The organism is Mesorhizobium sp. P2_F7, from assembly GCF_056403695.1.
Genome location: NZ_JBFUFA010000009.1, coordinates 143,250 through 168,255 on the forward strand (window position 1 = coordinate 143,250; position 25,006 = coordinate 168,255).

Consider the following 25,006-nt stretch of genomic DNA (forward strand, 5'->3'; position numbering starts at 1 on the left):
CACCATACGACGAGCTTATCTACATGGCAGCAGCGACACCACCGTCGAACCGGTCGCTGGATACTATCCTCGCCCACCCCTCCCCATCATCCCCTCGAATCCATCGGCCAGATTCGCCGCCGCCTCCACCAGCATCGAGCGCACGCTTTTCGGGCGGCCGGGTGTCGGGTTGGCGTCGAGCAGCACTGGCTGGCCCTGGTGGATGACGAAGTCGAACTTGCCGTAGTCGAAGCCGAGTTTTTGGCGCAGAAGGCGCATCTCGTCGGGCACCGGCACCGGCTCGCGCCTTATCGTCTCGGAGGCTTTCACCACCGCGTTGGGCGAGACATAGCGCGCACAGCGTTCGCGCGTCCCGCAGAACACCCAGATGCGGGTGCCGAAACCATCGGCGACGATTTCCGGCATGAATTTATCCACCACCAGATCGGGCCTGTCGAGAAGCTCTGAAGGCACGTCGCCGCGTGCGGCGAAAACCGCGTAGCGGGGCATTTCACGCGCGCCTGGAAAAGGCATCGGGCGACCGTGGCGCGCGGCGCGCAGATTGAAGCGCGCTTCGGGCAGGCCGTGGTGGTTGAGGTCGCTCTTGACGATCACCGGCCCGCTCCAGCCATCACTGTTGCGCAGCAGCGCCTGGCTGATGCGTCGCTTGGAAATATCGGTCACCGCAAGATTCAGGCAGAACGGAAAGCGGGCGGCATAGTCGACATAGGCTTGCGGCACGATGGTGGCGTCGACATGCAGGATGGCGAGATCGGTATCGGGCGGTTGCGACAGGCCGCAAAGCCGCCTCACCCGGTGGCCGCGCCGCTCGAGCTCGGCCAGGATGTCGAACAGCATGTACGGGCTGTCGCGCCGGCGCAGCAGGCGCCATGGCGTCTGGAACCGGTCATATTCATGCGTGACCACAGCGATGTGCGCCACGTGTGCTCCCCTAGGCGGCGACACACATATTCAAATGGTTTTGGTGGGATCGCAAGGATGGGTGCCAGCCGGGACAGCCGAGCGAAAGGCGCTGCACCCACCACGCTTGCAAATCTCCACCCAAATGCCATCTAGATCTCAGGCGCGCAGCCGGTGCGCACCTGGCCACGGAGAACAAGACTTTGACGCAGCGAAGCGGCAGTGCGGACCTGCCGCTGCACGGCGGGCGGGTTCCGAAATGGCTGGGCGAGCGCATGACGCGGCTGGGCGCGGTTTTGTGCGAGGCGATCATCCATCACTATGGCCGCGACGAGCTATTGCGGCGGCTGGCGCATCCTTTCTGGTTCCAGTCCTTCGGCGCCGTCATGGGCATGGACTGGCACTCCTCAGGCATAACCACCTCGGTGGTCGGCGCGCTGAAGCGCGGGCTGAACCCGATGTCGCGCGAGCTCGGCATCCATGTCTGCGGCGGGCGCGGCGCGCATTCGCGCAAGACGCCGCAGGAGCTGACCGCGATCGGTGAGCGCGTCGGCATCGATGGGGCGGCGCTCGCCACCGCCAGCCGCCTGGTCGCCAAGGTGGACAGCGCGGCCGTGCAGGACGGCTTCGACCTCTATCTGCACGGCTTCATCGTTACCGACGACAGCCGCTGGGTGGTGGTGCAGCAAGGCATGAACGGCGACAGCCGCCAGGCGCGACGCTACCACTGGCTGTCGGAAGGGCTGACCAGTTTCGTCGACCAGCCGCATGCGGCGATCGAGGGCGAGGCCCAGGGCGAGATCGTCAACCTGACCGACCATCGCGCCGAGCCGTCGCGAACCGGGCAGCTCGATTTGCTGAAGACCATGAGCCCGGAGCGGATTCTCAACGAACTTGCCGTGCTGGAGCCACCGCCGAACGTACAAGCTGCGAAACCCGCGGCGCAGCCGATGCTGCCCAATCTGGTGATGCCGGCGCATCATGACGTGCGCGAAAGCGACATCGTCATGCACCGGCTGCACGGCAACATTTCCGCCGCCATCGAAAGCGGGCCGGCCGATTTTCCCGAACTGCTGCTGGTGCCCGGCGTCGGCGCCCGCACCGTGCGGGCGCTGGCCATGGTGGCGGAAGTGGTGCACGGCGCGCCTTGCCGCTTCTCCGATCCGGCGCGCTTCTCGCTCGCCCATGGCGGCAAGGACCGGCACCCCTTCCCGGTGCCGCTGAAGGTCTATGACGAGACGATCGCGGTGCTGAAATCGGCGGTCGGCAAGGCAAAGCTCGGCCGCGACGAAGAACTCGGTGCGCTGCAGCGACTGGATGGCGAAGCGCGGCGGCTGGAGCGCTACGTCACCGGCCCGAGCCTGAAGGAAATCGTCGCCGGCGAGCTCGACCAGTCGCATCTGCTGGGAGGGCGCAGTGTGTTCGGGTGGGAGAAGGCGCCGGATGCTGGCGAGGCGGCGAAGTTAGAGGAAAAAGGCGGCCAAGAGCGTTTCAGGAATTGATTCACCGAACCGCCCCAAGCGCCTGTTTTTATACGCTCCCTGCTGGTTTACATGCCGGGTTGGTGGCTGCGGTGGGGAAGGGCTGAAAGATCGAAGGGATGATGCTGACAGGTGGCGACGGTGGCTACCACTATCCCGTATGCACCGCCAGCAGCGGTTGTCACATCTCGCAAAAACTATGGAACGAGGTCGCGCCCCGGGGGTTGTATTAGATCAACCTTGAATAGGAGGCAGCCATGAGAAAGCTCCTGCTTGCTTCGATTATCGCCATCTCCGCCGCGGCGGCGATGATTGCCCCGGCGAATGCCGGCGGGCGCGTCGTGATCGGCATCGGTAACGGCTACTATGACGATTACTACAATGACGGATATCGCGATTACTACGGCGACCGCTACGCTCCTCGCCCCTACTATCAGTACGATGCCTACGATAATGGCTTCAGGTACCACAGGTACCACAGGCATCATCGCCGCTGCCACCTAGAGTTGGTCAAGCATTGGCGCCATCATCACAGGATCGTTGAGGAAATCCGCGTTTGCGAACGGTGATCCTGATCGCGTGAACCGGTCCGGCCGGCATCTGCCGGCCGGTCGCTTTGCCCTTCGCGGACTGCCGCCTTACCCCGCCTTCCGCCCCATCATCCCATAATGCACCGCCAGCAGATCGAGCCCGACCTTCAGCAGCTTCACCACCACATCGCGGCCCTCGCCGGTGCGCTCGGCGAGCGACTTCACCGACTGGCCTTCCAGGCAGATGTTGCGCACCGCGTCGGCCACTTCCCAATGCGCCAATGCGGCACGAGCGCCGGCATGGGCGCGGCCGGCGTTGAGCACGCGGTCGGGGATGCCGCCATTGATGCGGCCACCGTCGACACGCTCTTCCCACGGCATCGGCCGCAGCCCTTCGCGCGAAGCACGCTCGAAATCATCGCGAAAGCGCTGGCCGGCCTCGCGCTGCTGACGTGTCAGCGAGGTGATGCCGACCAGCGGATCGACATTACGCACCCGCACAATGCCGCCGGTCGTGGTGTAGCCGTCATTGGAGACCTCGTAGACGCGCCGCGCCTCCTGCGTGCCGACGCTCAGCCGCTTGCGGCCGAAGCGGTCGTCCTTCAGCGCGAAATCATGGCCGATCTCGCGACGAATGCGCACCTGCTCCGCCTCGTCTCTGGGGAGCTTTGGCGGCTTGGCTTTCTGCGCGGTTTTTTTGCTCATGGGATGGTCCTTGTGGGGGTTGTTGCCTTCGCAAGACTTGGGTTCCTCGCCCCACGGAGTGGGGAGAGGTGGCGCGGCGAAGCCGAGACGGAGAGGGGCAGCGCGGCGGATGTGAACTCTTCAATGAACTTGGAGTGAAGGCCCTCGTCGGTCACCGGTTCTGGCTTCGCGAATGGCGTCCCCCTCTCCGTCTCGGCTTCGCCGAGCCACCTCTCCCCCGCGTTGCGGGGGCGAGGAACCGAAGTTCTGCGAGGTCGTCTCAGAACCGCAGTTCACCGGCGCTTGCGCGTTGGAGCGCCGCCGCTTACACCACCTCAGCCACCGGCCGGTGGAAGCGCGCCTGGTGGTAGGCGCAGTAGCTCTTCAGCGCCCTTGTGCGCAGACCGCAGCACAGCATCTCCGGCCCCGGTCGGCTGCCGGGCGCGTCTTTCTCCGGGTCTTCCTCCAATGTCAGGTCGAGCGGCGCGCGGCAGCGGTTGAACAGGCAGTCGATGAAACGCATGGCGGCGACATGCGGCTGGCGCCCGATGGCGGCGGGGCGCTGTGCCGGCAGCTTGAAGCGGTAGATCTCGCCGTCCACCACCAGCCGCCCCTCGCCGGGGATCGAGCGCGGCGGCCCAGCCAGTGACAGTGACTTGGCCGGTGCCTGCGTTGCCGGCTTGGTGGCTGGTCTGACCGATTCCGCCGGCTTCGAAACTCCGGCCGGCCTTGCGAGCTTTCCCGGCTGATTCTTCGCGGCCGTGTCGTGGGCTACATTTTCATTGGCTGCGAGCGGTCTTGCTGCGCTCTTCCCCGCATTCTTCCTGGGCCTTCCGCCGGATCGGCCGCCCTTGGGATTGGCGAAGCCGATGGTCTTCAGGCCGGCGTTGCGGTGGACGATGCCGATGATGGCGTTGCGCGAGACCGGGCTGCCACGCAACGCCGTAACGCGGACAGCGATACGGGTGGCCGACAGACCATCCCTGAGCCAGACGGCAATCTCCTGCAATTCGGTCTCGGTATAGGCAGTCATGTCGGGATCCATTGATTTGCGCGCAAAGGCAGGCGCTCAGCCTGAGGGCCAAGGCAAAGGTTCAGAGCGTCGGGTTCGGTCTTGTCAGGCGGTGCTGGCCGCCGGCAGGGAGCCGGCGAGATGCCGCAATGCGGCTTCCGCTGCCGCCTTGGTGAGGGCGGAAACCGCCCTGCCCGTCAGCCGGTCGAACAGGATGACGGTGCCGTCTTCCGTGCGGATGCAGGAGAGGCCCTGCCCGCTGGTTGCCGCCGCTGGCGAGCCGGCGGCATGAGGCGAAGAGGTGGCCGGAGCCGGGAGAGGAACGGCTCCGGCCGTTCCGGTCGACAGGGGGAGTTCGACCGGAGCCGGGGCAAAAGCCCCGGTTTGCGTCCGGACCGGGGAGGAGGACAGCCCGGACGATTGGAGAAAGCTGACGATGCCTGCGGAAACGCTTGCGGTTTGTTTGATCATGCGCTAAGCGTACGATATGTACGAAACGTACGCAAGCGAAATCGTACGTATTGGACGATAAATTTCAGGCAATTTGTACGATGCAGGAACCAAGGCACAGATTGCAGCAGGCACGGGCGGAGGCGGGCTATGCCTCGCCGAGCGACGCCGCGCGGGCATTGCGCGACATCAACAAGAACACGCTCATCAGCCACGAGAACGGCAACCGGCCGCTGTCGCGCAAGGCGGCCGAGAAATATGGCCGCCTGTTCGGTGTCGATCCCGGCTGGCTCTTGTTCAATGGCGAGGGCGGCAGCCTTTCAGGCGGCCATTTCGGCTTTGACGAGGCGGGCCGGCAGATCCCGATGCCGTCGCTGGCCACCGTCGACGTGCCCATCGTCTCGTGGATCAGCGCCGGCGAACTCGGCAGCCAGGACATGGTGGTCAATCTCAGCGACTATCCGACCATCCCCACCACCGATCTCGAGCAGGGCCAGTGGATCGCGCTGCGCGTCGACGGCCCGTCGATGAACAAGATTTCGCCGCCGGATTCGATCATCTTCGTCAACCTTCGCGACAAGCGCCTGGTGACCAATGGCTGCTACGTCATTTCCGACGAAAGCGGCCAGGCCACCTACAAGCGCTATCGCCCCAACGAGAACCCGCCCTTCCAGCCGGCCTCGTACATGGACATCCCGCCGCCGGCGCTCGAAGGCGCCATCACCATCATCGGCCGGGTGAAGCGCTCAATGATCGATATGTGAGGGCGTGTAGTCTGGGGCGATTGCGCGCCGAGAACTGTACTCCTGCATCGCTCGGGCGTGCCTGTGCTGGTCCCCTCACCACAGCGACACGCTATCCACAAGCTGATCGTCGCCTCGCGCCGCAATTCCGCAAATCCATCAGCGTCGTCATCGTTCAAATTGTACGCAATGCACTTGACTGCATTTCGTACATAAAGTACGATTATCTTTTTCACCGAGGGGACTTCCTTGAGTACAGCGAGCCATTCCGCTTTCGCCGATCTCTCCCGCCCGCTGCCGTCACCTCCCCTGCTGTCGCCCCCGTTGCTGTCGCTCGACCAGCGCGAACGCGTTGCCGGAGCCTGGCGCATGGCCAGCCAGGACATCGCCGACGACATCCGTTTCATCCGCCAGTATCTGAAGGTGATTGCCGAGAAGGACGAGAGGTTGTCGACCGGCACGCTCGTTCACAGCCGCGCCTATGTCGAGGCCTGCGCCGACTGGTTGCCGCAGACGGTGGCGCGCTATCTGCGGCACCTGCGCCAGATCACCGAATGCGAACTGGTCATGACAGAAGCCGGTATCCGCTTTGCGCTGTCAAGTTATGCCTGGGAGGCGTGAAAGGCGGTTCGCCCTGTCGTCGACACAACGAATTGCGCTGCCTGTTGCCGGCGCAATTCGTCAGGTTGAGAGGCTTGGGCGCGCCTGAACGGCGGGTGCCAGGGACGGCTCCGCCGCGCGAGTTCAGCCTTGCCCTATTTCGACTTGGCCTTGCCGGACTTTGCGGCCGCCGGCTTTGCTGCCTTTGGCTTGGCGGCAGCTTTGGCGGGCTTGGCGTCGGCCTTCTTGGCCGCCTTTTTCGGCTTGGCGGACGCGCCGTCGATTTCGGCCGTGGCCTGTTCCCAATGCTCCTGATGCGCGCCTTCCGGCCGGCCAGCCTGTTCCCAGATCTCGTGTGCCCGCTGGCGAATGCGGTCCTGTCTGTCGTCCGTCACTTAAGCCTCCGTGGTTGGGTCCGATCGGTTGGTCCAGATTCCACGAAAACCTTAGCCGAAATTTGAGCCGGCGTCTTGAGTGTGCTTTCAATGCGGATCGGAAACGACCGCGACGCCGAGCAGCGCCGCTTTCTTGGTGATCAGCGCGGCCAGGTCGGCATCCGAACGATCCGTGCCGGTGCGTTCCCGCAGCAGATCGATCGCTTCCTTCATCGACAACAGCGCGGTGCTGCGCTCAGCCAACAGCTTGTCGCAACACGCCGCCACATTGGTCTCAACATGCGGCAACATGGCAATGCTCCTTTCGTCATTCGGCCCTGCCGCCCTTGTTGAGAAGAACGACAGGGCCGTATCACCGATGAATGGTTAGGTCGGTTGTCGAGCGTTACTCGACCACCTCGACAATCCGGCGCGTGCTGGGATCGACCAACACCGTATGGTTGTCGACAACAGCGTATCTGTACTGAACGTCAGGAACCTCCTGAAGCTCGACAGTGTCGGGCAAGGCGGAGCCGACATTCAACTCGACGCCGAGGAGACTGACCGAGGCAAGCGGATGTTTCTTCACGTATTGGTGCACGACCGTGCGCTGTTCGGGGGTGATGATCACCTGCTGCTGCGCCGGCTGCGTGACGATGACTTCGTCGGCGGCGGCAACGCCTAGGCCAGCGATCATGGCGAGCCCGGCGACGGCGGGAATAAGGACGGTTTTCATCTTCGTCTCCTGTCGTTGTTGGCGAGCTCCGCCGTGTTCCCGCACGAGGCGAAAACAGCACAAATCGAGGTGGCGGGCTCCTGGAGGCAAACGCCTCCGGTACGGTGTTGTTCCGTAAGTGGAGACTAATTGATCGGCCCGGCCAGCCCTTGTTGCCGGAACCGCACCGGCATGATTCGCATTGAAGGACGATCCCTCAGGAGACCTTCAAAATGGACGATATGCGGCTGCAAAATCCGGTGGCAATTGCGGTCGGCGCCGGCTTCCGACGCGACATCACCACGCTGGCCGAGATGCAGAATTTTCTTCGGGAATGGCCGCTCGCCAGGCGGGGCAAGATTTACGAAACGGCGCTGAGGGCCTGCGAAATGGCCCGGGCCGGACAGTTGACCAAGGACCAGGCGCGGCGGGCTTTCGCAGCCTTTACCGAGGCGGCCGGCATTGCCTGGACCGGCATTGATCCGGTGACGGCGCTACGGCTGGCCAAGGCAGGAACTGGCCGGCCCCGGCCCACACTTTAGGGACCTCAAACGAAATCATTGCTTCGGTGGCTGCACAGGCACCTCGCCGGGCTTGATCACCGGCGTCTTGCCCTGATCCGGCGGCGGTTGCGTCATGCCCTGGTCACCGCTGGGCGGCGGCTGCAGGACGCCGTCGCAGGAACCGAGCTTGTCGGCCGAATTACCATTGCCGTCATCGGTGGGAGGCTGCTGCTGGCCGCCATCCTGGGGCTGCGCCTGGCAAGGCGCGGGAGGGGAACCCTCGCCGCTGTCTTGCGCGGCGGCAGGGCCGGCAAGTGCCAGCAGCGCGCACGGCAAGAAAACAAAGATCTTCATGGTCCGGTCTCCGGTCTGGAATCGTCTTCTTTTGGCAAATGCAGCCCAGCGGCAATTGGTTCCCCAAGTGGTTCTCCAGGTCGTTCCCAACAACGTGGACAGGTTTCGGGAACCTGCTTGCCGGCGGCGAGTTCCACCTTCTCGATGCAAGGCACCAACCCAGGGAGAAAGTTATGGACCCGTGTAGAAAACCAAGCGACGAAGTGGAAGCCCCGACGCCGCACCAGCAGGACTGGGATGCGTTGCGTGGCGCAAGGATCCTTCCCGACGGGGCAGATGAAGAAAGCCTGCCGGACACCACCGGTGTCGAGAAGGAAGGCGACCTGCCCGAGGAAGATGACGACAACCCCTATCAGGACAGCGACGAAGCCTTGCCCGACGATGCCGAGGAAGCCGCCATTGGTCGCGACCCCGCGAGGCGCGGTGGCCCTTTCGACGAGGTGTAGGCTCGAAGCAGTCTACGCGGACTTTGGTGGTGTTTACCGGAACTCTTCGTCTGTTCGCTGGTTAGGAAATGATCCAACCCCGAAGGAGACCAGACATGGATCACACCAATCACGCACGACTTGCGAGCACGGAATTGACGCCTGAGATACTCGACGGCGCGACCATCTATGGCCCCGACGATGAGAAGATCGGTTCGGTCGATCATCTGCATGGCAGCGAGGTTGTCATCGACGTCGGCGGCTTCCTTGGCATCGGCGCCAAGCCGGTTGCGGTCGCCACCAGCCAGCTGGATTTCATGCGCGACGAGGACGGCGACGTCCACGCCGTCACCAGCTGGACCAAGGACCAGCTCAAGGCGATGCCGGAGCATCGCGACTGATATTTCGAAGGGTCCGGCTGCGGCCGGGCCTTTCGCTCGTCACGCCAGTGCGCCCTGGCGGCTTGGCTTCAGCGGCGCTCTGGTGATCACGGAGAGACCGATGATCAGAAAACTCAAATCAGGGAAATATCGCCTCTATTCGCGCAAGGTCGATGAAAAGACCGGACGGCGACGCAATCTCGGTACTTTCGACAGCCGGGAGGCGGCCGAGAAACACGAACGCGAAGTCCAGTATTTCAAGCGCCATTGAGATCGCTCATCCGGCCTCTTCAAGCGCGCACAAGCAATCGCCCGACGCTGAGCGCGCGTGCACGCTCCGACGGCGGCCGGCGAGCCGGCGCCCGGCAACCGCCGGCGCTTGAGTGCCGACGGGCGCGCGACCGGACCTTCAGTTCGAAGCGGGATCGCCCAGCGCCTCGGTGACGAAGGACGCCGCGATCAGGTCGTCGGCATCGATGCGTAGGGACCCTTCGCTACCCCCCATAATGGCCGCGACCTTTTGGAAGGTCTGCATCTCGTATTCGGTAATCCTGGCGTTTCGCATCCTGGCTTTCAGATCGGCGATGCGTCTGCCCAGTGAGGCGGACGTTCCGATTTCTCTTTTCGACATTGTGTAGTGCTCCTCCCCCAACCCATGCCTGGTTTTGCCCTCTGCCCGCTTGGCTGTACCCATGACTGCCTATTTATAAGGCAGCACGAATACAGTCGCGGCAACGCGCAGTATTGGGGAAGGTTCCAGCGTAAAATGGTCACGAAATAATACGGGAGGGCCGGCGGCCCGAGGCGGCGACACGCGCCCGCAACCACCGGCTGCGGCCAACGGGCCGACCTACCCCCGTCGCTATTGGCGACGAGGGCCGGACTGCGATCGCCTATGCGAACAAGTCAGCGAGTGGCCGACGGTACGGCTGCGGCAGAACGCGCCGTTTCGGGCGAGAAGACCACGAAAGCAAAGACCAGAACGGCAGCGGCGACGATGAGCGAGCCGCCGGCAACCACAGGTTCGAGCGCCGGGTTTCCCTGCAACATCACGTAGAGGGCCGGCAGCATGATCACCAAGCCAATCGTGTAGAGCCAGTAATGGATCATGGCGATGCGGCGCGCCGCCTTTTGTGGATTGAGCGCGTAGTAGCCGCCGAAGATGGCGCTCGTCACCCAGCCCAGCAGGTTGATATGCGCATGCGCCGGGAAAGCGCTGTGCTCGCCGGAGATGGCCATCTGCAAGCCGGCCGCAATCCCCAATATGAGGAACACGATGGCGGTTTTGAAAAAAAGTTCTGAAACCCTGGGCATGTCGTTTCTCCCCCGATGCCGTTTACCCGGCACTGCGAAGGCTACACTTGGGAGTGAAGATTTTCCATGCCGTACTTGGGTTAGTAACGCTTTTCCCTCAGGGCCGGCAATGCCGTCGTGCCGTCAAAAAAGCCGCCGGGGCGAACCCCGGCGGCTTGGACGTTCGATTGGGCCGTTTCAGCCGCGATCAGCTTTACGGCGTTTCCGCAGGTGCCATCTTGGCGGCTGCCTGGTCGATCTTTTCGGCAAGCACGCCGTTGGCCCAGTCGGTGACCTCGGCGTCGACCGGCTTGTTGGCCATATCGGCGAGTGCGTCATCGAGCGATGGGATGTTGCCGGTAGCGGTCTCAGCAGCCGTCTGCGCCGCGGCAGCCGCTGTTTGAGCATCCGTGACCGCGGCCTCCAGATCCGCCATCGTTGCGTCCTGGGCCGCCTGCTCCTCGGGCGTTGGAGGCGTAACCACATGCGCCGCGTCGAACAGCGCCTGCTGGGCCGTCACCGCGTCCTGGGCCGCCGTCACCGCCGCATTGGCCTCGTCAACCGCGGCTTGGGCGTTCTTGGCAACTGCCGACGCCGTCACATAAGCTTGAACGCCGGCGAACTTCTTGCTCTTGGAGTTCACATAGGCGTTGATGTTGCGTTGCAGCGAGTTCAGCCGGCCAAGCTTGGCGTGGATGTTCTTTTCCTTGGGCGTCGCGGCGACTTCGACGTCATCGACAGCCTGGTCGTCGGTCGAGGCTTTCTTGCCGGCATGAGCCGATGCCGACTTGCCATGCGAAGCGCTGTTGCCGGATTTGCCGGATTTGCCGCTGTTGCCGGATTGGCCGCCATTGCCGTTGCCGCCGCCATTGCCACCACCATGGCCGTGGCCACCACCGTTGCCGTTACCACCCGCACCGGCCAAGGCCGGAGAGGCCAGGAGTGCAAACGCGGCAACCGCCGCCAAAAGAGTTTTTCGGGATGTCATGATACCTCCTCGAGGGGATAGCCACCTCCGCCGACTCGGCTATAGCAGCGTCATATGAGAATTTGCTAATTCGACTGGGTAAACTTTAGACAAATGTGGTTGCGATACGCGATAGTCGGCCTGCAAAAGGCCGGAGACGATTTTTGTAAACCATTGAAATATAAGACAAATATGAAAATCACGGAGCGGATCGGCCCTTTGCGCGACTGACGCCCTATACTGATCAGACCTTAGGCCTAATTGGCCGTGACACTTAGGTCGCAGCCAACGGAACCATGACCGTCGTCGCGTAACTTATCGAGCAGGCGTCGAATGCTGGATACGGCCGATTGGTCGCCTCGCAGGCACGACCTTTTCAAGCGCTTGCGGCATTGCGCCTATGGCATCCGCAGGATATCGGCGCCGGCCTGTTCATCGAACAGCACGGCGCAGCCGCGCCTCAGCGCCACCGCAGACAGGGCATTGGCCACCGCCTCGTCCGGCGACACGAAATCGCCGGTCAGCACCCGCAACTCTTCCACCGCCTTGGCCATCGACACGCAGTGCCCGGCAACGCGATCGCTCGTGCAGGCGTCAACGACGCTGACGAGGTCGATCATCTCGAACTGGCCCATACCGGCCTCCACGAAACAGCGTCCCTTCGCGACAATGAACGCTGTGGCGAGCGACAATGTTCCGCCGGCCCCGGACAAGGCAGATCAATCGACGGCCTGGGTCTCCGGCGAATTCACTAGACGTAAGCGCCGCGCTTGACAGCGGACCCTGTTTGTTCTCTATTTGTTCGTAAAAACTACCCTAGCAACAGACGCGGCTAATGCTGCAACGCCCAAAGGAACGGCCGGGATGGAACCCACCATCCTGCATGCGGATCTCGATGCCTTCTATGCCTCGGTCGAGCAGCTGCTCGACCCGTCGCTCAGGGGCAAGCCAATTGCCGTCGGTGGCGGCGTCGTGCTGGCCGCTTCCTACGAGGCCAGGGTTTTTGGCGTGCGCGGCGGGATGCCGGGACGACGCGCGCGGGAGCTTTGCCCGCAGTTGATCTTTGTCGGCGGAAATTTCGGCGAGTACCAGAGGCTGGGCGACGCCGCGATAAAAGTGCTCGACGATTTCACGCCGCTGGTCGAGCGCATTTCCATCGACGAGGCCTTTGCCGATGTCGCCGGCTGCACGCATCTGTTCGGGTCGCCGGCCGAGATCGCCGCCACGGTGCGGCGGCGTGTGCGGGCCGAGCTCGGCCTGCCGATCTCGATCGGCGTGGCGCGCACCAAGCACCTGGCCAAGATCGCCTCGCAAGTGGCGAAACCCGACGGGCTGGTGGTGGTCGATCCGGCAACGGAGCTCGCCTTCCTGCACGATTTGCCGGTCGGACTGATGTGGGGCGTCGGCCCGGCGACCAAGGCGCGGCTGGCCGAGATCGGTGTCGAGACCATCGGCCAGTTGGCCAAGACCCACAGCGGCGCGCTGCGCCGGCTGCTCGGCCCCGCCGCCGGCGAGAAGCTGGCATCGCTGGCGTGGAACCGCGACCCGCGAAAACTCGAGACGCATCGGCGGGCGCATTCGGCCGGCGCGCAGTCGGCGCTCGGCAAGCGGCCGGCCGAGGCGCATGTCTTCGCACCTGTTCTTCTGCATCTGGCAGATCGGGTCGCCAGCCGCCTCAGGGCGAAATCGCGGCCCGGCCGCACGGTGACCGTGCGGGTGCGTTTTGCCGATCTGCGAGCGGTCACGCGCTCGCTGACGCTCGAGCAGCCGATTTCAGCAACCGTGATGCTGGCCGAAATCGCCGAGGAACTGGTGCGCGGCGTGCTTGCCGCCAACGCTGGCGAGAAGTCCATCTCGCTGCTGGCGATCTCGGTGTCGCAACTCGAGGAAAGTGCCGAACTGCAGCTGGACCTGCCGCTCGGGCTTGCTGACGAGAAACAGCGGCCCGGCAGCAAAAAAGGCCTGGCGCGCTTTGGCGCCGACTGCGCCATCGACAAGATCCGCCAGCGGTTTGGCAAAGAGGCCGTCGGCTATGGCGCGGTGGCGCTGGAAGCCCGGCGCTCGGTTCCCGACGCCTTCCGCGAACTGGCGGAAAAGGAGCTGTGAGAGCTTTGTTTTTTCGCAATTCCGGACGGAAAACCGCTCACACTTTTCCTGGAATTGCTCTAGCGGCCGGTGCGCCAATAGCGATGCACCTTGACGCCGCTTGCGCTTGCCCCATCCCAAGGCTCGCAAGCGATGCCGTCATGGTCGGCATCGTGCGTCGTCCAGTAGCCCGGCTCTCCCCTATGCGCAGGCGCCAGGCCGACGGCACGGGCAGCGCTACAGTTCGGAAATGCCGCAAGGTGCCTGAGCACGGCCCAGGGCGAGTCAAACCGGACGCCCAGAAAGCCGTAGACGATGTAGCCGGACAACAGGATGAACGGTGCCAGCATGGCCAGCCACCTCAACCTGCCCACCTGATGGCGTGGAATGGATCGGTGGGAGCGGCTCAGCATCGTTCCTCCCTTCGGACGCCTGCCGCCACCGCGCCGGGCGTCGGTTCTTCGGTGGCGAGTCTGAGACGCGGCATGGCGACCACCGCCGGCTGCGGCCGCGGGAACAGCTTGGCCAAAATCTCATGTTTGGGGCCGAAAGCCTGGACGCGGCCCTGGTTCATGGCGAGGATGAAATCGACCGTGGCGAGCGCGCTCGGCTGGTGCGCCACCAGCACGACGATGCCGCCGCGTTGCCGCACGCCCATGATCGCCTGCAGCAGCGCCTGCTCGCCTTCGGCATCGAGGTTTGAATTCGGCTCGTCGAGCACCACGAGGAATGGATCGCGATAGAGCGCGCGGGCCAGCGCGATGCGCTGGCGCTGGCCGGCCGAGACCGCCTCGCCGAGTTCGCCGATCTGGGTTTCGTACCCGCCGCGGAAACCGACGATGAGATCATGCGCGCCGGCTGCATTGGCCGCGGCAATGATCACCGCGGGATCGGCATCGGGCTCGAAACGCGCGATGTTCTCGGCGACCGTGCCGGCAAACAGCTGCACATCCTGCGGCAGATAGCCGATGAAGCGGCCACGATCCTCCGCCGACCACTGGTGGAGGTCGGCGCCGTCGAGGCGAATCTTGCCGGCGGCGGGCTGCCAGGCCCCGACGAGCGCCCTGACCAGCGTCGACTTGCCCGAACCGCTCTGGCCGATGATGCCGACGGCATGTCCCGCCTCAAGGGCAAGACTGGCGTCGTGCACCAGGAGCCGCTGCGTGCCGGGGGCGGCGACGCTGACGCCCTGCATGAACACGTGGCGGCTTGGGGCCGGCATCACCATCGGATCGGCGTCGGCCGGCACTGCAGCGAGAATCCTGGTCAGTCGCTGCCAGCCCTGCCGCGCCGTCAGGAAGCCTTTCCAGTTGGCGATGACGAGGTCGACAGGGGCCAGTGCGCGGCCGCTCAGGATCGAGGCGGTGATGATGATGCCCGCGGTCGCCTGCTGCTCGATCACCAGCCAGGCACCGACGCCGAGCATGGCCGACTGCAGCAGCATGCGCAGCCCCTTGGACACGGCGCCGAAGCCGCCGGCGATATGGCTGATACGGCGCTGCTCGGCGAGATAGATGCGGTTGGCGTCCGCCCATCGCCTGACCATCCTGCCGCTCATGCCAAGAGCCGCAATCACTTCCGCGTTGCGGTCATCGGTGGACGTCAGGCCGTCGCGGATGATGCCGATCTGGGTGCCGGAGGTGACCGGCTTGCGCGTCAGCCTCTCGGCAAGGACGGTCAAAACGACGAGCACGATCGCGCCGACCAGGGCAGTCAGGCCGAGCAGCACATGGAAGATGAAGATGACTGCCAGATAGAGCGGCAGCCACGGCAGATCGGACAGGGCGGTCGGGCCGTTGCCCGACAGGAAGGCGCGCACGCTGTCGAGGTCTCGCACCGCCTGCATGCTGTCGCCGTTCCGCCCGACCTTGAGCGGTAGCTTGAGGACGCTGGAATAGACGCGGGCGCCGAGCGCCTCGTCAAGGGCGCCGCCGATGCGCACCAGAATGCGGCCGCGCACGAGATCGACCCCGCCCTGCCCTGCGTAAAGGATGACGACGAGCACACTGAGGCCAATCAGCGTCGGTATGCTGCGGCTCGGCAGGACGCGGTCGTAGACTTCGAGCATGTAGAGCGAGCCGGCGAGCATCAGCACGTTGAGCACGCCGCTCAACAGCGCGACCGCGGCGAAGGCCGAGCGGCAGCCTGCAAGTGCGGCCGCGAGCTCGGACGTCGCGGATCCTGCCGCCGGCCGCTTTGCCCTCCCCGGCGGCTTGCCGTCGGCCAGCCGAACCGGCGCTGGAGTCATGGCAGGCTCACGGCGAGAAGACCTCCAGATGGAGAGCAAAAGCAGCGCGCCGAGCGTTCCCCCAAGAACCGCCCAGCGCGTGCCGAGTTCTGACACCGCCAACTGCACTTCGCCCTCGCGCTTGCAAGCGCGCTCTCTTGTTGGCCGCACAAGGCGGCTGACTACCCCAGACCTGTTGTAGCACCGGGCGTGCCCGCGGAACGCGGCATCGCCGGCAATGAGCTGTTCGTGACACAAGCGGCTTTGAACAGGGAGGGCCGGGCCGGGCGACTGCGCCCATTCGCCCGACACAGCTTCCCCGGATGACGGAATTGATCCGCCGTCGGACTGACTGCCATGCTCACGCCATACCCCAAACGCGCGCGGTCTACGTCGACCGCCTGAGCCATAATATTCCCGAACCATATTACGCAGGTTGAAATTGGCACGTCCATATAACCGTGGTTATAGACGCGAATACAAACTGAACGCCGGCAAGCCTCCTCTATATTAAGTGAAATACCTTGGCGCCGGTCTAAATGTTTTTAAATTCTTGTTGGAACAATCCCGTGGTCTCATCGAGCGACAGGTCGGCGGCATCGCGTCTGCTTCAGTCCGCTGCCAGCCAACGTGCTGCCGGCAGGACGTCGAGATTGATTACGCTTTTGCCAATTCTTAGCGGAGCACGATGTTGCCGGGATGGCTTTGATATACGGAGATGCGAGCCGCGTTGCGGGGACCGTCTGCGGCCAAGAGGCGTGCAGGCACAGGCACCGCAGCGCCAGGTCTGCCCTTGGGGCGCAGGGCCGTAATGCTTTGACTTGAGCGGGAAATACTGTTCATGATTGAGTATGGGCGATTGTCGTCTCAGTTCGACGAGAACAATTGCGCCGCTCCGGCATGGCGCTTTTGTTGGCCGGCGGGCGCTGCCGCTCACGCCATCCCCGGCGATCGGGCATAAGGGGAACTGAATATGGTCACCACGGTGTTCATCGCCGATGACCATCCACTGCTGCTGCACGGGCTGGCAGACTTGATTGCCCACGATCCCGGCTTCCTGGTTGTCGGATCTGCGCTCGACGGCAAGAGCGCGCTGGCGATGATCCGGCAAGAGGTGCCGGATGTCGCGGTGCTGGACCTGCGCATGCCGGGGCTGAGCGGGCCCGAAATCGCCGCGGAACTCGGCAGGCTGGGGCTCGCCACGCGCTGCGTGCTTTTGACAGCAACCGCTTCCAACGCCGAGCTTTATGATGCCGTGATGGCGGGGGTCGCCGGCATCGTGTTCAAGGAAGCCACGGTCGAGACGCTGGCCAAATGCATCCATCAGGTGGCCGCGGGCGGACGCTGGTTGCCCGCCGAGATCGTCGGTGAAGCTGTCGAAAGCGAGGCTTCCCGGCGGTTCAGATGGCAGAAGCTGTCGTCGCTGCTGACCATCCGCGAGATGGAGATCGCCCGACTCGCCGCCGAAAACAGACCGAACGGGCAGATCGCGCTCGATCTCGGCATTTCGAAAGGTACGCTGAAAATCCACATGAACAATATCTACCGCAAATTGCAGGTCTCCTCGCGAGGCGAGCTTTTTCAGCTGGTGGCCGGTCAGATCCCGCACGACGCCCGGACGGGACGGCCATGAAAACCGTGCAGATGTCTGCGACAGCCCGGCTGTCCGACTTTACCGGCCCTGTAAGATCCCCGGCGCTGCTGTGCAGCCTAGGCCGCACCGCGGCGGCCAGAATCTCGCATCGGCCAAAATCTTGCACAGGCCCAAAATCTTTCACAGGCCCAAAATCTTTCACAGGCAATGTCGCAAATGCTGTGGCGTCTCTATAACAGGCACGGGTCGGAAGGGTGGATCGTGCGATTGCTTGGGGTTTTCCTGGGAGAGTTCCCGCAGCGCTGGGGCAGGCTGTCGCTGGCGCTGCAGTTCCTCATTGCCGGCGGTATCGGGCTGCTGGTGGTGATGCTGGTGGTTGGCCTGTGGGTGACCTCGCAGATCCGGCAAGGTGTCATGCGCAACTCGGCCGCGACCACGGCGCTCTATGTCGACAGCGTGATCGCGCCGCTGTTGCCCGACATGCGCAAAAGCCGCGAGCTCGACGATACCGTCAAACGGGCGCTCGACGAGACGCTCGACCAGGGTGCACTGGGCAAGCGGCTGGCGTCGTTCAAGCTGTGGCGGCGCGACGGCACGATCCTCTACGCCAAGGATACGACGCTGATCGGCAAGGTGTTCGAGCCGAACGCCAACCTGGTCGCCGCCTTCAGCGGCAATGTCGTGGCCGAGTACAACGACCTCGACGACGACGCCGAGAGCCACTACGAGAAAAAGACGGTGGCTGGACCGCTGCTGGAAATCTACAATCCTGTGCGCGAACCCTGGTCGGGCGAAGTCGTTGCCGTTTCAGAGTTCTACGAGGTTGCCGACGACTTCGAATCAACGCTGAACGCCGCCCTTTGGCAAAGCTGGCTGGTGGTGGCCGGCGCCACAGCGGCGGCATTGACGCTCTTGTCGGGCATCGTCTTTCGCGGCAGCCGCACCATCCAAAGCCAGCGGGCGGCGCTCGAGGCCAAGATCGCCGAATTACGCGCGCTGCTGTCGCAGAATTCGTCACTGCGCCAGCGCGTGCAGCACGCCTCGCGCCGCGCCACCGCGCTCAACGAACGCTATCTCAGGCGCATCGGCGCCGACCTTCATGACGGGCCCGCCCAACTCGTGGCGCTGGCGGCTCTCAGGATGGACAGCCCGATCCTGCTCGATCCCGGCGCCTCCACCGCGCTGCGCGAAGCCGAGATCGCCGACATCCACAAAACGCTTGACGAAGCGATCCGCGAGATACGTGGCATCTGCAACGGTCTCGTCCTGCCGCAGATCGAGACAGCGGCGGTGCTCGACATATTGCGGCTGGCGGTCGCCGAACACGAACGGCGGACCGGAACCTCGGTTTCGCTGACGCTGCCGAAACGCTTGCGCGAACCCGGCCCTTCCGAGAAGATCAGCATCTATCGTTTTGTCCAGGAAGGCTTGAACAACGCCTATCGCCACGGAAAAGGCAGGGATCAGGCGGTGAAAGCGACAACGAAAGGCGGCAAGCTGGTCGTCGAGGTGCTCGACGGCGGTCCCGGATTCGATCCGGCAAGAAGCGAGGGCCTGGGGCTTGCCGGCCTCAGGGAACGTATCGAGAGCATCGGCGGCCGGTTCGAAACCGTATCCGGCCCACAAGGCACACGACTGGTGATAACATTGTCCATTGAGGAGCAATCGTGACCCACGCCATCCGCATTGCCATTGTTGACGACCATCCGTTGTTTCGCGAGGGCGTAGCGCGCAGCCTCGGCGAGATCGGCGGTTTCGAAGTGGTCGGCGAAGGCGCCAGCGCCGAGGATGCTGAAAGGCTGGTCGCGGCCATGCGGCCCGACATCGTGCTGCTCGACATCAGCATGCCGGGCGGCGGGCTCACCGCCGCGGCAAACATCATGGCCGGGCACCCCGGCCAGAAGGTCGTCATGCTGACCGTGTCGGAAGCCAACGCCGACGTTGCCCAGGCGCTCAATGCCGGCGCGCGCGGCTATGTGCTGAAAGGCGTCGGTTCGAAGGCGCTGGCTGAAATCCTCAGCAATGTCGCGGCTGGCGAAAGCTATGTCTCGCCGACGCTGTCGGCCCGAATGCTGTCGGACCTGTTGCAGCCGACCACCCGCAAGGCCGATCCCATCCAGCAGCTTACCGGTCGTGAGACAGACATTCTGCGCCTGGTGGCGGAAGGCTTGAGCAACAAGGAAGTCGCCGCGCGGCTTTCGCTGCAGGAGAAGACGGTCAAGCATCACATGACGCGGGTTCTGGCCAAGCTCAATGTCCGCAACCGCACCGAGGCGGCTCTGGTGATGCGCGAGGCGCGAGGCGCGGGTTGACGCGGACCATCCGCACCAGGCACTGAGGCAAAGAACCGCCCGAAAGCGGCTGGCCCTCACAGACTTTTCAAACGTGCCACATCGGCGGGGTTCGCCGGCCGCTCGACAATGGTGCGGTCGAGCGCATCCTTCATCGTGAACCGGCCATTGTGGACGTCTTCCTTCATACCGTTGGGATGGGTGACCGTGATGCCGCTGGCGTCGACCTCAACCTCGTCGCCGGTTGCGGCATTCACATGGCTGGCATTGCCGGTGCCGGTGTTGCCCTTGCCGGCATTGCCCTTGCCCTTGCCGTTACCACCGCTGTTGCCGTTACCGTTTCCACCGCTGTTGCCGTTGCCACCGGCATTGCCACCGCCATTGCCGTTGCCACCGCCATTGCCGCCTCCGCCCCCATTGCCGCCCCCGCCCCCATTGCCACCGCCGCCGCCATCCTTGGCGAAGGCGCTGCCGGCGGCAATCTTGGCGGCGCCGTCAAAACTGAGGTGGTAGGGCACAAGGATCAGGGCGAGCGTTGTCGACGCCCGCAAGGCAAGCCAGCAGAGTTGGCGCAAGCGCGTAATCTGTTCGTCTCCCGATGGTCAGCGAAAACCGATCCGATCTGTCCAAGACCGGAATGGCGCCGTTACCGGAACAGCATCCACAAATCGACGTCCTTGCGAAAGCGGCTTACGACCCTTGTCTTGGCTAATACAGACCTTTTTATTATAAATTGTCAGACTTAAGTCCTATGTTCTGCAACCGCTAGCTGCGTCCGGTCTGCTTGAGCAGGCCGACCAGCCATGCCAAGCCCGCATCCATCAGCGCCACCTTCGGAACGATGCTGTTGATGTTGAAGTGGCCGAACCGGATGGGCGCATCGATGCCGACAACGCCGAAACGACCGCCATATACGGCGAGGAACCGGCGCGGATAGGCCGAGATCAGGTCGGTTTGCGCAAGCACCGCCAATCCGAACATGAAGTTGGGAACCGTCAGCGCAACGCGACGCGACAGGCCGCGTTCAGCCAACACCCTGTCGACAAACCCGTTCGGATCGCCATTGTTGGAGACAACCATGTGCTGCATGGCGCAATAGGCTTCAAGGCTTGGGTCGCCGGCGAAGCGGTGGCCGGCGCGCATGGCGACGACGAAATCCTCCTCATAAAGCGTGTCGACGGTGAAGCGCAGCGGCAGGCCGTCAAACGGAATCACGGCGACATCCATGACGCGCGCTTCGAGCTCGGCAATGCAATCGCTCCAGGCCGTGTTGGGCGACGGTTCGCCTTGGCGCGGCAACAGCTGCCGGATGGAGATGTCGATGGACGGGGCCGTTCGGCGCACTTTTTCGAGCAGCGGCGGCAGGAGCACGGACGACACGGCATCCGGCGCACCGATGGTAAAACGGCGCGTCGAGCGGGCAGGATCGAAGGGCTCGGCGCTTGATATCACCCGGCGCACCCGCGCCAGAATCTCGGCCACCGGCTCGGCAAGCTCTGTTGCCCGATCGGTGGGCACGACGCCGCGCGGCGTCTTCAAGAACAGTGGATCGCCAAGCAGCTTGCGCAACCGGCCGAGGCCATGGCTAACCGCCGAAGCGGACAGGTTGAGCCGCTCCGCCGAGCGGCCGACATGCCGCTCTTCCATGATGGCCTGGAACAGGACCAGCAAATTGAGGTCGGCGCGCGCCAGATCGATCTTGTTCAGCATATTCCTGAAACCATATCACTGAATTCAGGACATTGCAGTTGTGTACGACGCTGTCAGCCGCGGGCGATAGCAGCCGCCTGTTCCAGGCTGATGCCCTTGCCGAGAGGATCGGCATGGCGATGGGCGAGTCGCCATTCGGATCCGTCACGGCGATAGACCTGGGTGACGCGCAGCGGCCACTCTTGCGCCGGCAGACCGCCGGCTTCGACGCGGCATCGTTCCAGGGTCGCAAGAACCACGATGTCGGCCGAGCCATATGCCTGGACCACCTCCTGCTCGAACGTGCCATTTCGAAAGAAGCGACCAACTGCACTCCAGCTCTCTTCCGTCATATCCGAGCCGCGCGTGGGCGTTCCGCCGAATGGAGCCATCAGCGTGTAGTCTTGGGCGTGGGGTACCAAAGCGCGATAGAAGTCGATGTCACCGCGCATAAGCGCCGCGTTTGCGTCCCTGGATCGTTGGACGAGCTCTGCGATCGTCCGGTCGATGGCCGGGTCCTCTTGCGCCGAGGCTGAAGCACTGATTGCAAGCGAGGCGAGGCTGGCGCTGCCCGCCGCGGCGAGAAGCGAACGTCGTGAGGTGGGCATTAGATCCTCTCCTGTCGTGGTCTCTGGTGGCCGCCGCAAGTCGGTCTGGGCGTGCCCCGCGAGATCGCATTTCGAATTTGACGAATCCAGCGACATGATTTCAGCAATATACTGAATGAAACCGACCAGCTGTGAGCTGAGCGCAGGATCGGACGCTTTCTGCACCGCAACCCGATCCATAGCCGCGCCGTGCGCCCAAGAACAATGCCTTTCAGACGAAGGTGGATTTGCGAGTTAGCGCATGGGCGACAAGAAAAACCGGGACGGGATGACGGTACCGCAAAGGTTGACAGTGTCGATCTGTCAGGCATTATCGCGTGATCCTGGAGGATGCACTATGAAGAAAACCTATTTGAAGCCGGTGCTGATCAAAAAAGGCAGGCTCTCGCAGGTTACGGCGGTCACCAACGGTGCCGGTTCCGGGCCCACCACATAAGGGTCGGATCGTCCTCGGGGGCGAGGCGCAGGTTTCAGTATAAACAATTGGAGATGGAAAATATGAAGAAGACCTATTCAAAGCCGGTGTTGCTCAAGAAGGGCAAGCTCTCGCAGGTCACCGCGAACGGTGCTTCCAACCCTATCCCGGGCTAAACCTTTTCCCCGATTGACCGAGGCCATCCTGACAGAGTTGGGCGGCTTGGTCGTTTCCAAAGCATGATCTTTTCCCGAACCGCAGGTCTCGGGCCAACTCAGCGTGCAACCACCATATCTTCAAGCACGAGCTGCCAGTAGTGGCGTGTGGAAAAACGCACGCGTGTCACCGCTGCCAGCATCGGCGCGTAATGCACGGGTGCCAGCGCCGACAGGATGATCGAGTCGCTGGCGATCAACCGGTCGCCGAGCCAGCTCTCCACCAATGCGGTTTCGCCTTCGGACTTCAACCACGCCGCAGCCAGCATCACCGAGTGGAAGCCGAACGGTTTTTCGCTGGAGAATTCGGCAGGGTGCCCGCTGCTCGTGTAGCAGACATGGTCTCCCGAGATGTTGCCGTTGACATAGCCTTCGCTGCCGTCGGCGTAATCGCGCGCCATGGCGTTCAAGTTGAACCAGGTGAACCCGGCATAGCCGGACGGCACTTTGCGCAAGCCGCGCCCGGTGACATCGTCGAAACCTATGGTCTGCAAGGACGCGGCGCCGTCGATGGCGGCATTTTCGGGCGATAGCAGGCCGAGCTCTACCGGATAGGCCGACAAGGCCAGCCTGCGTGCCACACCATTGCCGGCGATGACGACCGCGTCGGCGTCATCGGGCAGATCGACGCGGAAGCCGGCGCCGTCGCCGAGCGGATGCACCACCAACACCTGCCCGTTCCTCATCACCGAGACGCTCGCCGAGACCTTGTCGGCTACCTGACCGCTGAGCCAGCGGACAGGGAACAGCCCGACCGGTTGCAGCATCGCTTCCGAAACCAGCCCGGTCGGTGATCCCGGCAGAGACCGGAAGTGCTGCGACTGAACCTCGTTGGCGCTGTTCGAACGCCAGCCGGGTGGCGGCGAAACCGTGAACCGGTAATTGCCCGGCACATGGATGGGTGCGGCCCGGCGTTTCGTCGACATCTTGAAATTGGCAAAGCCACCACGATTGCTCCGCGCCGCTGCAACGAAACGGCCGTCGCCGTCATGCAGCCTGACCATTATGCCCGCCATCGGCCGGTCGCCCAACCCATAGCGACCGTCCCGATCGGCGTCGAAATAGACAAAGGACGAATAGTTGAGGTCGCCGCGGCTGTCCGACCACTCGCGTCGCACGAGGTAGTCATTTGCCGGATTTTCCCGCAGCCGGGCCTTGCGGCGGGACCGCACCTGCCGCCACGCGAGCGCCGCAACGACAAGGGCAAGCCCCAGCAGGAATGCCGCTTTGAGCAAAGAGGATTCAAGCACCACTGTCAGCCTTCGCCACGCCCAGGGATTTCCGCAATGAGCCATATACCGATGCCGCAGTATCCAGAGCAACCGGACACCGCGGCCGGGGAGCCGTGCGTACGACCTACATCCGCATTTCAGCCCAGAAGCTTTGCTGATCCGGCGTCTGTTTAAGACTGCCGTGACATTGGTGGATATCCAGCCCGGCGCTGGTGTTGGCCTCGACGATGACGATGCCGGTTGGCATCAGCGCGACATCCCATCCAACCAGGCCGGGATAGGGCAACAGGCTCGCAAGTTGAAGCATGGTCGATTTGACGGCCTGCCAGCCGGGCACGGCTGCGCCGCGAATCTGGACACCGCTTTCGGGGTGCGTTTCCCGGAATTCACGCTTCTTGAGTTCGGCATTGTAGAACAGCCCGGCGGCCAGGACGCCAGTGTCGACATCCGCCCTGGCGGCGATACCGCCTTTGCCCGACTGCCAATTGTCGGTGGGATAGGTCGCAGGCCGGCCCATTTTCATCGTCGCCGCCAGCAGGATCGGCCGGTGATCCGAAAAATGCGTGCCGGTCAGCACGCGCAGCGTATTCAACGTCGCCGGGAAGAAGGCTTCGCTCCACGGCCCCTGTCGGATGATATCGCAGACGATGTAGCCGCTGGACGAAATGTTGGAAAAACTGTCCAGAAAATGCAGCGCCTCGGTGCGTTTGCCGTTTACCAGGATGCCGTCGGGCAACTGGGCCAGCCTCATGGCGCCCTTGCCCTTGCCCTCGCCGGCGGGCTTCAGGAACAGCTCGCCTTTTGCTGCGAGCAGCTGCAGCAGCCCATCCAGTTCGAGGTTCTTGTCATCGCCAGCCAGGCTTATGAGCTTTCGACCTGCAATATAGTGGCTGGCCGGCGGCGCCACGGATGGCATGACGCAATCGAGCCAGAGCTTCTGATCCAGTTTGTTGTGCAGTGCTTGGTCAAGGCGGAGGTTGTAGGTCGCCTTGCGCCGCCGCTCCAAGGTGAAGTTGAAATAGTCATGCTCGCGGTAAGCCCTGTCCTCCAGCATCACCAGGCTTTTTGAGGGATGCCCCTTGAGCAGGCTACGAAGCCGCCAACCGAGGGTCGGGGCTGAACTGGAAAACTCCGCCTCTAGAAAGGCTTTGTAAAACAACCATCGCCGCGCAATCGACATGTCCCACTCCCCGCCCGGGTGCCAGGGTATAACATTTCGAAAGACAGTTCACTGGCGCC

General features: G+C 63.5%; 33 protein-coding genes and 1 pseudogene. 15 read left to right on the forward strand and 19 right to left on the reverse strand.

The window, feature by feature from the left end:
• Window positions 1-63: 63 nt before the first annotated feature.
• Complete coding sequence (locus AC1DZ8_RS25100; protein WP_477311050.1) at window positions 64-921, reverse strand: ATP-grasp domain-containing protein; 858 nt, start codon at window positions 919-921, stop codon at window positions 64-66.
• 182 nt (window positions 922-1,103) lie between these two features.
• Here AC1DZ8_RS25100 and AC1DZ8_RS25105 point away from each other — a divergent pair, with 182 nt between their 5' ends.
• Together AC1DZ8_RS25105 and AC1DZ8_RS25110 are read left to right on the forward strand one after the other, a co-directional pair.
• Window positions 1,104-2,402 (forward strand): DUF763 domain-containing protein, encoded by a 1,299-nt coding sequence (locus tag AC1DZ8_RS25105; protein WP_477401801.1) that lies wholly within the window; start codon window positions 1,104-1,106, stop codon window positions 2,400-2,402.
• A gap of 236 nt (window positions 2,403-2,638) precedes the next feature.
• On the forward strand, window positions 2,639-2,950 hold the full coding sequence (locus AC1DZ8_RS25110; protein ID WP_477310303.1) for a hypothetical protein: 312 nt from the start codon (window positions 2,639-2,641) through the stop codon (window positions 2,948-2,950).
• Between the two features lie 69 nt (window positions 2,951-3,019).
• On the opposite strand, the gene AC1DZ8_RS25115 is transcribed toward AC1DZ8_RS25110, so the two are convergent.
• The 3 genes from AC1DZ8_RS25115 to AC1DZ8_RS25125 all read right to left on the reverse strand — a co-directional run bounded on the left by AC1DZ8_RS25115 (window position 3,020) and on the right by AC1DZ8_RS25125 (window position 5,078).
• Window positions 3,020-3,616, reverse strand: a complete 597-nt coding sequence (locus AC1DZ8_RS25115) for a DUF6456 domain-containing protein (protein WP_477310305.1) — start codon at window positions 3,614-3,616, stop codon at window positions 3,020-3,022.
• A 304-nt stretch (window positions 3,617-3,920) separates the two neighbouring features.
• Complete coding sequence (locus AC1DZ8_RS25120; RefSeq protein WP_477310307.1) at window positions 3,921-4,628, reverse strand: GcrA cell cycle regulator; 708 nt, start codon at window positions 4,626-4,628, stop codon at window positions 3,921-3,923.
• An 84-nt stretch (window positions 4,629-4,712) separates the two neighbouring features.
• Entirely contained in the window at window positions 4,713-5,078 is a 366-nt protein-coding gene (locus AC1DZ8_RS25125; protein WP_477310309.1) for a hypothetical protein, read from the reverse strand.
• 80 nt (window positions 5,079-5,158) lie between these two features.
• On the opposite strand from AC1DZ8_RS25125, the gene AC1DZ8_RS25130 reads away from it, so the two are divergent.
• The 3 genes and pseudogenes from AC1DZ8_RS25130 to AC1DZ8_RS25140 all read left to right on the forward strand — a co-directional run bounded on the left by AC1DZ8_RS25130 (window position 5,159) and on the right by AC1DZ8_RS25140 (window position 6,421).
• Window positions 5,159-5,821: a LexA family transcriptional regulator gene (locus AC1DZ8_RS25130; protein WP_455859542.1), complete on the forward strand. Its 663-nt coding sequence runs from the start codon at window positions 5,159-5,161 to the stop codon at window positions 5,819-5,821.
• Between the two features lie 30 nt (window positions 5,822-5,851).
• Window positions 5,852-5,950 (forward strand): annotated as a pseudogene (locus AC1DZ8_RS25135) (GSU2403 family nucleotidyltransferase fold protein); the annotation flags it as partial.
• A 99-nt stretch (window positions 5,951-6,049) separates the two neighbouring features.
• Window positions 6,050-6,421, forward strand: coding sequence for a hypothetical protein (locus AC1DZ8_RS25140; protein ID WP_477310311.1), 372 nt, complete (start codon window positions 6,050-6,052; stop codon window positions 6,419-6,421).
• A 134-nt stretch (window positions 6,422-6,555) separates the two neighbouring features.
• Here the strand turns inward: AC1DZ8_RS25140 and AC1DZ8_RS25145 are convergent, their stop codons facing one another.
• The 3 genes from AC1DZ8_RS25145 to AC1DZ8_RS25155 form a co-directional block, all read right to left on the reverse strand.
• A complete protein-coding gene (locus AC1DZ8_RS25145) occupies window positions 6,556-6,795 on the reverse strand; it encodes a DUF2934 domain-containing protein (RefSeq protein ID WP_477310313.1) in 240 nt (79 codons plus the stop codon).
• Between the two features lie 87 nt (window positions 6,796-6,882).
• Entirely contained in the window at window positions 6,883-7,086 is a 204-nt protein-coding gene (locus AC1DZ8_RS25150) for a hypothetical protein (protein WP_477310315.1), read from the reverse strand.
• Between the two features lie 94 nt (window positions 7,087-7,180).
• A complete protein-coding gene (locus tag AC1DZ8_RS25155) occupies window positions 7,181-7,510 on the reverse strand; it encodes a DUF1236 domain-containing protein (protein WP_352560772.1) in 330 nt (109 codons plus the stop codon).
• A gap of 212 nt (window positions 7,511-7,722) precedes the next feature.
• Between AC1DZ8_RS25155 and AC1DZ8_RS25160 the strand changes: the two genes are divergently transcribed.
• Window positions 7,723-8,031: a DUF982 domain-containing protein gene (locus tag AC1DZ8_RS25160; RefSeq protein WP_477310317.1), complete on the forward strand. Its 309-nt coding sequence runs from the start codon at window positions 7,723-7,725 to the stop codon at window positions 8,029-8,031.
• A 15-nt stretch (window positions 8,032-8,046) separates the two neighbouring features.
• On the opposite strand, the gene AC1DZ8_RS25165 is transcribed toward AC1DZ8_RS25160, so the two are convergent.
• Window positions 8,047-8,346, reverse strand: coding sequence for a hypothetical protein (locus AC1DZ8_RS25165; RefSeq protein WP_477310319.1), 300 nt, complete (start codon window positions 8,344-8,346; stop codon window positions 8,047-8,049).
• Window positions 8,347-8,519: 173 nt separating this feature from the next.
• Between AC1DZ8_RS25165 and AC1DZ8_RS25170 the strand changes: the two genes are divergently transcribed.
• The 3 genes from AC1DZ8_RS25170 to AC1DZ8_RS25180 all read left to right on the forward strand — a co-directional run bounded on the left by AC1DZ8_RS25170 (window position 8,520) and on the right by AC1DZ8_RS25180 (window position 9,422).
• Window positions 8,520-8,792 carry a hypothetical protein gene (locus AC1DZ8_RS25170; RefSeq protein WP_477310321.1) on the forward strand — a complete coding sequence of 91 codons (273 nt, stop codon included), beginning with the start codon at window positions 8,520-8,522 and terminating at the stop codon, window positions 8,790-8,792.
• A 95-nt stretch (window positions 8,793-8,887) separates the two neighbouring features.
• Window positions 8,888-9,172 (forward strand): PRC-barrel domain containing protein, encoded by a 285-nt coding sequence (locus tag AC1DZ8_RS25175; RefSeq protein WP_477310323.1) that lies wholly within the window; start codon window positions 8,888-8,890, stop codon window positions 9,170-9,172.
• 100 nt (window positions 9,173-9,272) lie between these two features.
• Window positions 9,273-9,422 (forward strand): hypothetical protein, encoded by a 150-nt coding sequence (locus AC1DZ8_RS25180; RefSeq protein ID WP_142870100.1) that lies wholly within the window; start codon window positions 9,273-9,275, stop codon window positions 9,420-9,422.
• A 138-nt stretch (window positions 9,423-9,560) separates the two neighbouring features.
• Here AC1DZ8_RS25180 and AC1DZ8_RS25185 read toward each other — a convergent pair whose 3' ends face one another.
• The 4 genes from AC1DZ8_RS25185 to AC1DZ8_RS25200 all read right to left on the reverse strand — a co-directional run bounded on the left by AC1DZ8_RS25185 (window position 9,561) and on the right by AC1DZ8_RS25200 (window position 12,046).
• Entirely contained in the window at window positions 9,561-9,782 is a 222-nt protein-coding gene (locus AC1DZ8_RS25185; RefSeq protein WP_477310325.1) for a hypothetical protein, read from the reverse strand.
• A 275-nt stretch (window positions 9,783-10,057) separates the two neighbouring features.
• A complete protein-coding gene (locus AC1DZ8_RS25190) occupies window positions 10,058-10,465 on the reverse strand; it encodes a hypothetical protein (RefSeq protein WP_477310327.1) in 408 nt (135 codons plus the stop codon).
• 193 nt (window positions 10,466-10,658) lie between these two features.
• Complete coding sequence (locus AC1DZ8_RS25195) at window positions 10,659-11,432, reverse strand: hypothetical protein (protein WP_477310329.1); 774 nt, start codon at window positions 11,430-11,432, stop codon at window positions 10,659-10,661.
• Between the two features lie 377 nt (window positions 11,433-11,809).
• Entirely contained in the window at window positions 11,810-12,046 is a 237-nt protein-coding gene (locus AC1DZ8_RS25200; protein ID WP_477310331.1) for a hypothetical protein, read from the reverse strand.
• 229 nt (window positions 12,047-12,275) lie between these two features.
• Here AC1DZ8_RS25200 and dinB point away from each other — a divergent pair, with 229 nt between their 5' ends.
• A complete protein-coding gene (gene dinB / locus AC1DZ8_RS25205) occupies window positions 12,276-13,517 on the forward strand; it encodes a DNA polymerase IV (protein WP_477310333.1) in 1,242 nt (413 codons plus the stop codon).
• 59 nt (window positions 13,518-13,576) lie between these two features.
• Here dinB and AC1DZ8_RS25210 read toward each other — a convergent pair whose 3' ends face one another.
• Together AC1DZ8_RS25210 and AC1DZ8_RS25215 are read right to left on the reverse strand one after the other, a co-directional pair.
• A complete protein-coding gene (locus AC1DZ8_RS25210) occupies window positions 13,577-13,846 on the reverse strand; it encodes an excalibur calcium-binding domain-containing protein (RefSeq protein ID WP_477310335.1) in 270 nt (89 codons plus the stop codon).
• 56 nt (window positions 13,847-13,902) lie between these two features.
• The gene (locus AC1DZ8_RS25215; RefSeq protein WP_477310337.1) at window positions 13,903-15,744 is read right to left on the reverse strand and encodes a type I secretion system permease/ATPase; all 1,842 of its coding nucleotides are present in this window, start codon (window positions 15,742-15,744) and stop codon (window positions 13,903-13,905) included.
• A gap of 952 nt (window positions 15,745-16,696) precedes the next feature.
• On the opposite strand from AC1DZ8_RS25215, the gene AC1DZ8_RS25220 reads away from it, so the two are divergent.
• The 3 genes from AC1DZ8_RS25220 to AC1DZ8_RS25230 all read left to right on the forward strand — a co-directional run bounded on the left by AC1DZ8_RS25220 (window position 16,697) and on the right by AC1DZ8_RS25230 (window position 19,629).
• Entirely contained in the window at window positions 16,697-17,356 is a 660-nt protein-coding gene (locus AC1DZ8_RS25220) for a response regulator (RefSeq protein WP_477310339.1), read from the forward strand.
• A 273-nt stretch (window positions 17,357-17,629) separates the two neighbouring features.
• Window positions 17,630-18,988, forward strand: coding sequence for a sensor histidine kinase (locus AC1DZ8_RS25225; protein WP_477310343.1), 1,359 nt, complete (start codon window positions 17,630-17,632; stop codon window positions 18,986-18,988).
• Window positions 18,985-19,629: a response regulator gene (locus AC1DZ8_RS25230; RefSeq protein ID WP_477401805.1), complete on the forward strand. Its 645-nt coding sequence runs from the start codon at window positions 18,985-18,987 to the stop codon at window positions 19,627-19,629. Before AC1DZ8_RS25225 ends, AC1DZ8_RS25230 begins: the two co-directional genes overlap by 4 nt.
• Before the next feature lie 56 nt (window positions 19,630-19,685).
• Here the strand turns inward: AC1DZ8_RS25230 and AC1DZ8_RS25235 are convergent, their stop codons facing one another.
• The 3 genes from AC1DZ8_RS25235 to AC1DZ8_RS25245 all read right to left on the reverse strand — a co-directional run bounded on the left by AC1DZ8_RS25235 (window position 19,686) and on the right by AC1DZ8_RS25245 (window position 22,085).
• Window positions 19,686-20,183 carry a hypothetical protein gene (locus AC1DZ8_RS25235; protein ID WP_477310736.1) on the reverse strand — a complete coding sequence of 166 codons (498 nt, stop codon included), beginning with the start codon at window positions 20,181-20,183 and terminating at the stop codon, window positions 19,686-19,688.
• Between the two features lie 190 nt (window positions 20,184-20,373).
• A complete protein-coding gene (locus AC1DZ8_RS25240; RefSeq protein WP_477310734.1) occupies window positions 20,374-21,318 on the reverse strand; it encodes a LysR family transcriptional regulator in 945 nt (314 codons plus the stop codon).
• Between the two features lie 53 nt (window positions 21,319-21,371).
• Window positions 21,372-22,085: a YybH family protein gene (locus tag AC1DZ8_RS25245; protein ID WP_477310732.1), complete on the reverse strand. Its 714-nt coding sequence runs from the start codon at window positions 22,083-22,085 to the stop codon at window positions 21,372-21,374.
• Window positions 22,086-22,146: 61 nt separating this feature from the next.
• Between AC1DZ8_RS25245 and AC1DZ8_RS25250 the strand changes: the two genes are divergently transcribed.
• The gene (locus AC1DZ8_RS25250; protein WP_477310730.1) at window positions 22,147-22,341 is read left to right on the forward strand and encodes a hypothetical protein; all 195 of its coding nucleotides are present in this window, start codon (window positions 22,147-22,149) and stop codon (window positions 22,339-22,341) included.
• Window positions 22,342-22,403: 62 nt separating this feature from the next.
• Entirely contained in the window at window positions 22,404-22,496 is a 93-nt protein-coding gene (locus tag AC1DZ8_RS25255) for a putative RiPP precursor (protein WP_477310728.1), read from the forward strand.
• Between the two features lie 98 nt (window positions 22,497-22,594).
• Here the strand turns inward: AC1DZ8_RS25255 and AC1DZ8_RS25260 are convergent, their stop codons facing one another.
• Window positions 22,595-23,785, reverse strand: a complete 1,191-nt coding sequence (locus AC1DZ8_RS25260; RefSeq protein WP_477310726.1) for a hypothetical protein — start codon at window positions 23,783-23,785, stop codon at window positions 22,595-22,597.
• A gap of 106 nt (window positions 23,786-23,891) precedes the next feature.
• Window positions 23,892-24,947: a sugar-transfer associated ATP-grasp domain-containing protein gene (locus AC1DZ8_RS25265; protein ID WP_477310724.1), complete on the reverse strand. Its 1,056-nt coding sequence runs from the start codon at window positions 24,945-24,947 to the stop codon at window positions 23,892-23,894.
• Between the last annotated feature and the right edge of the window lie 59 nt (window positions 24,948-25,006).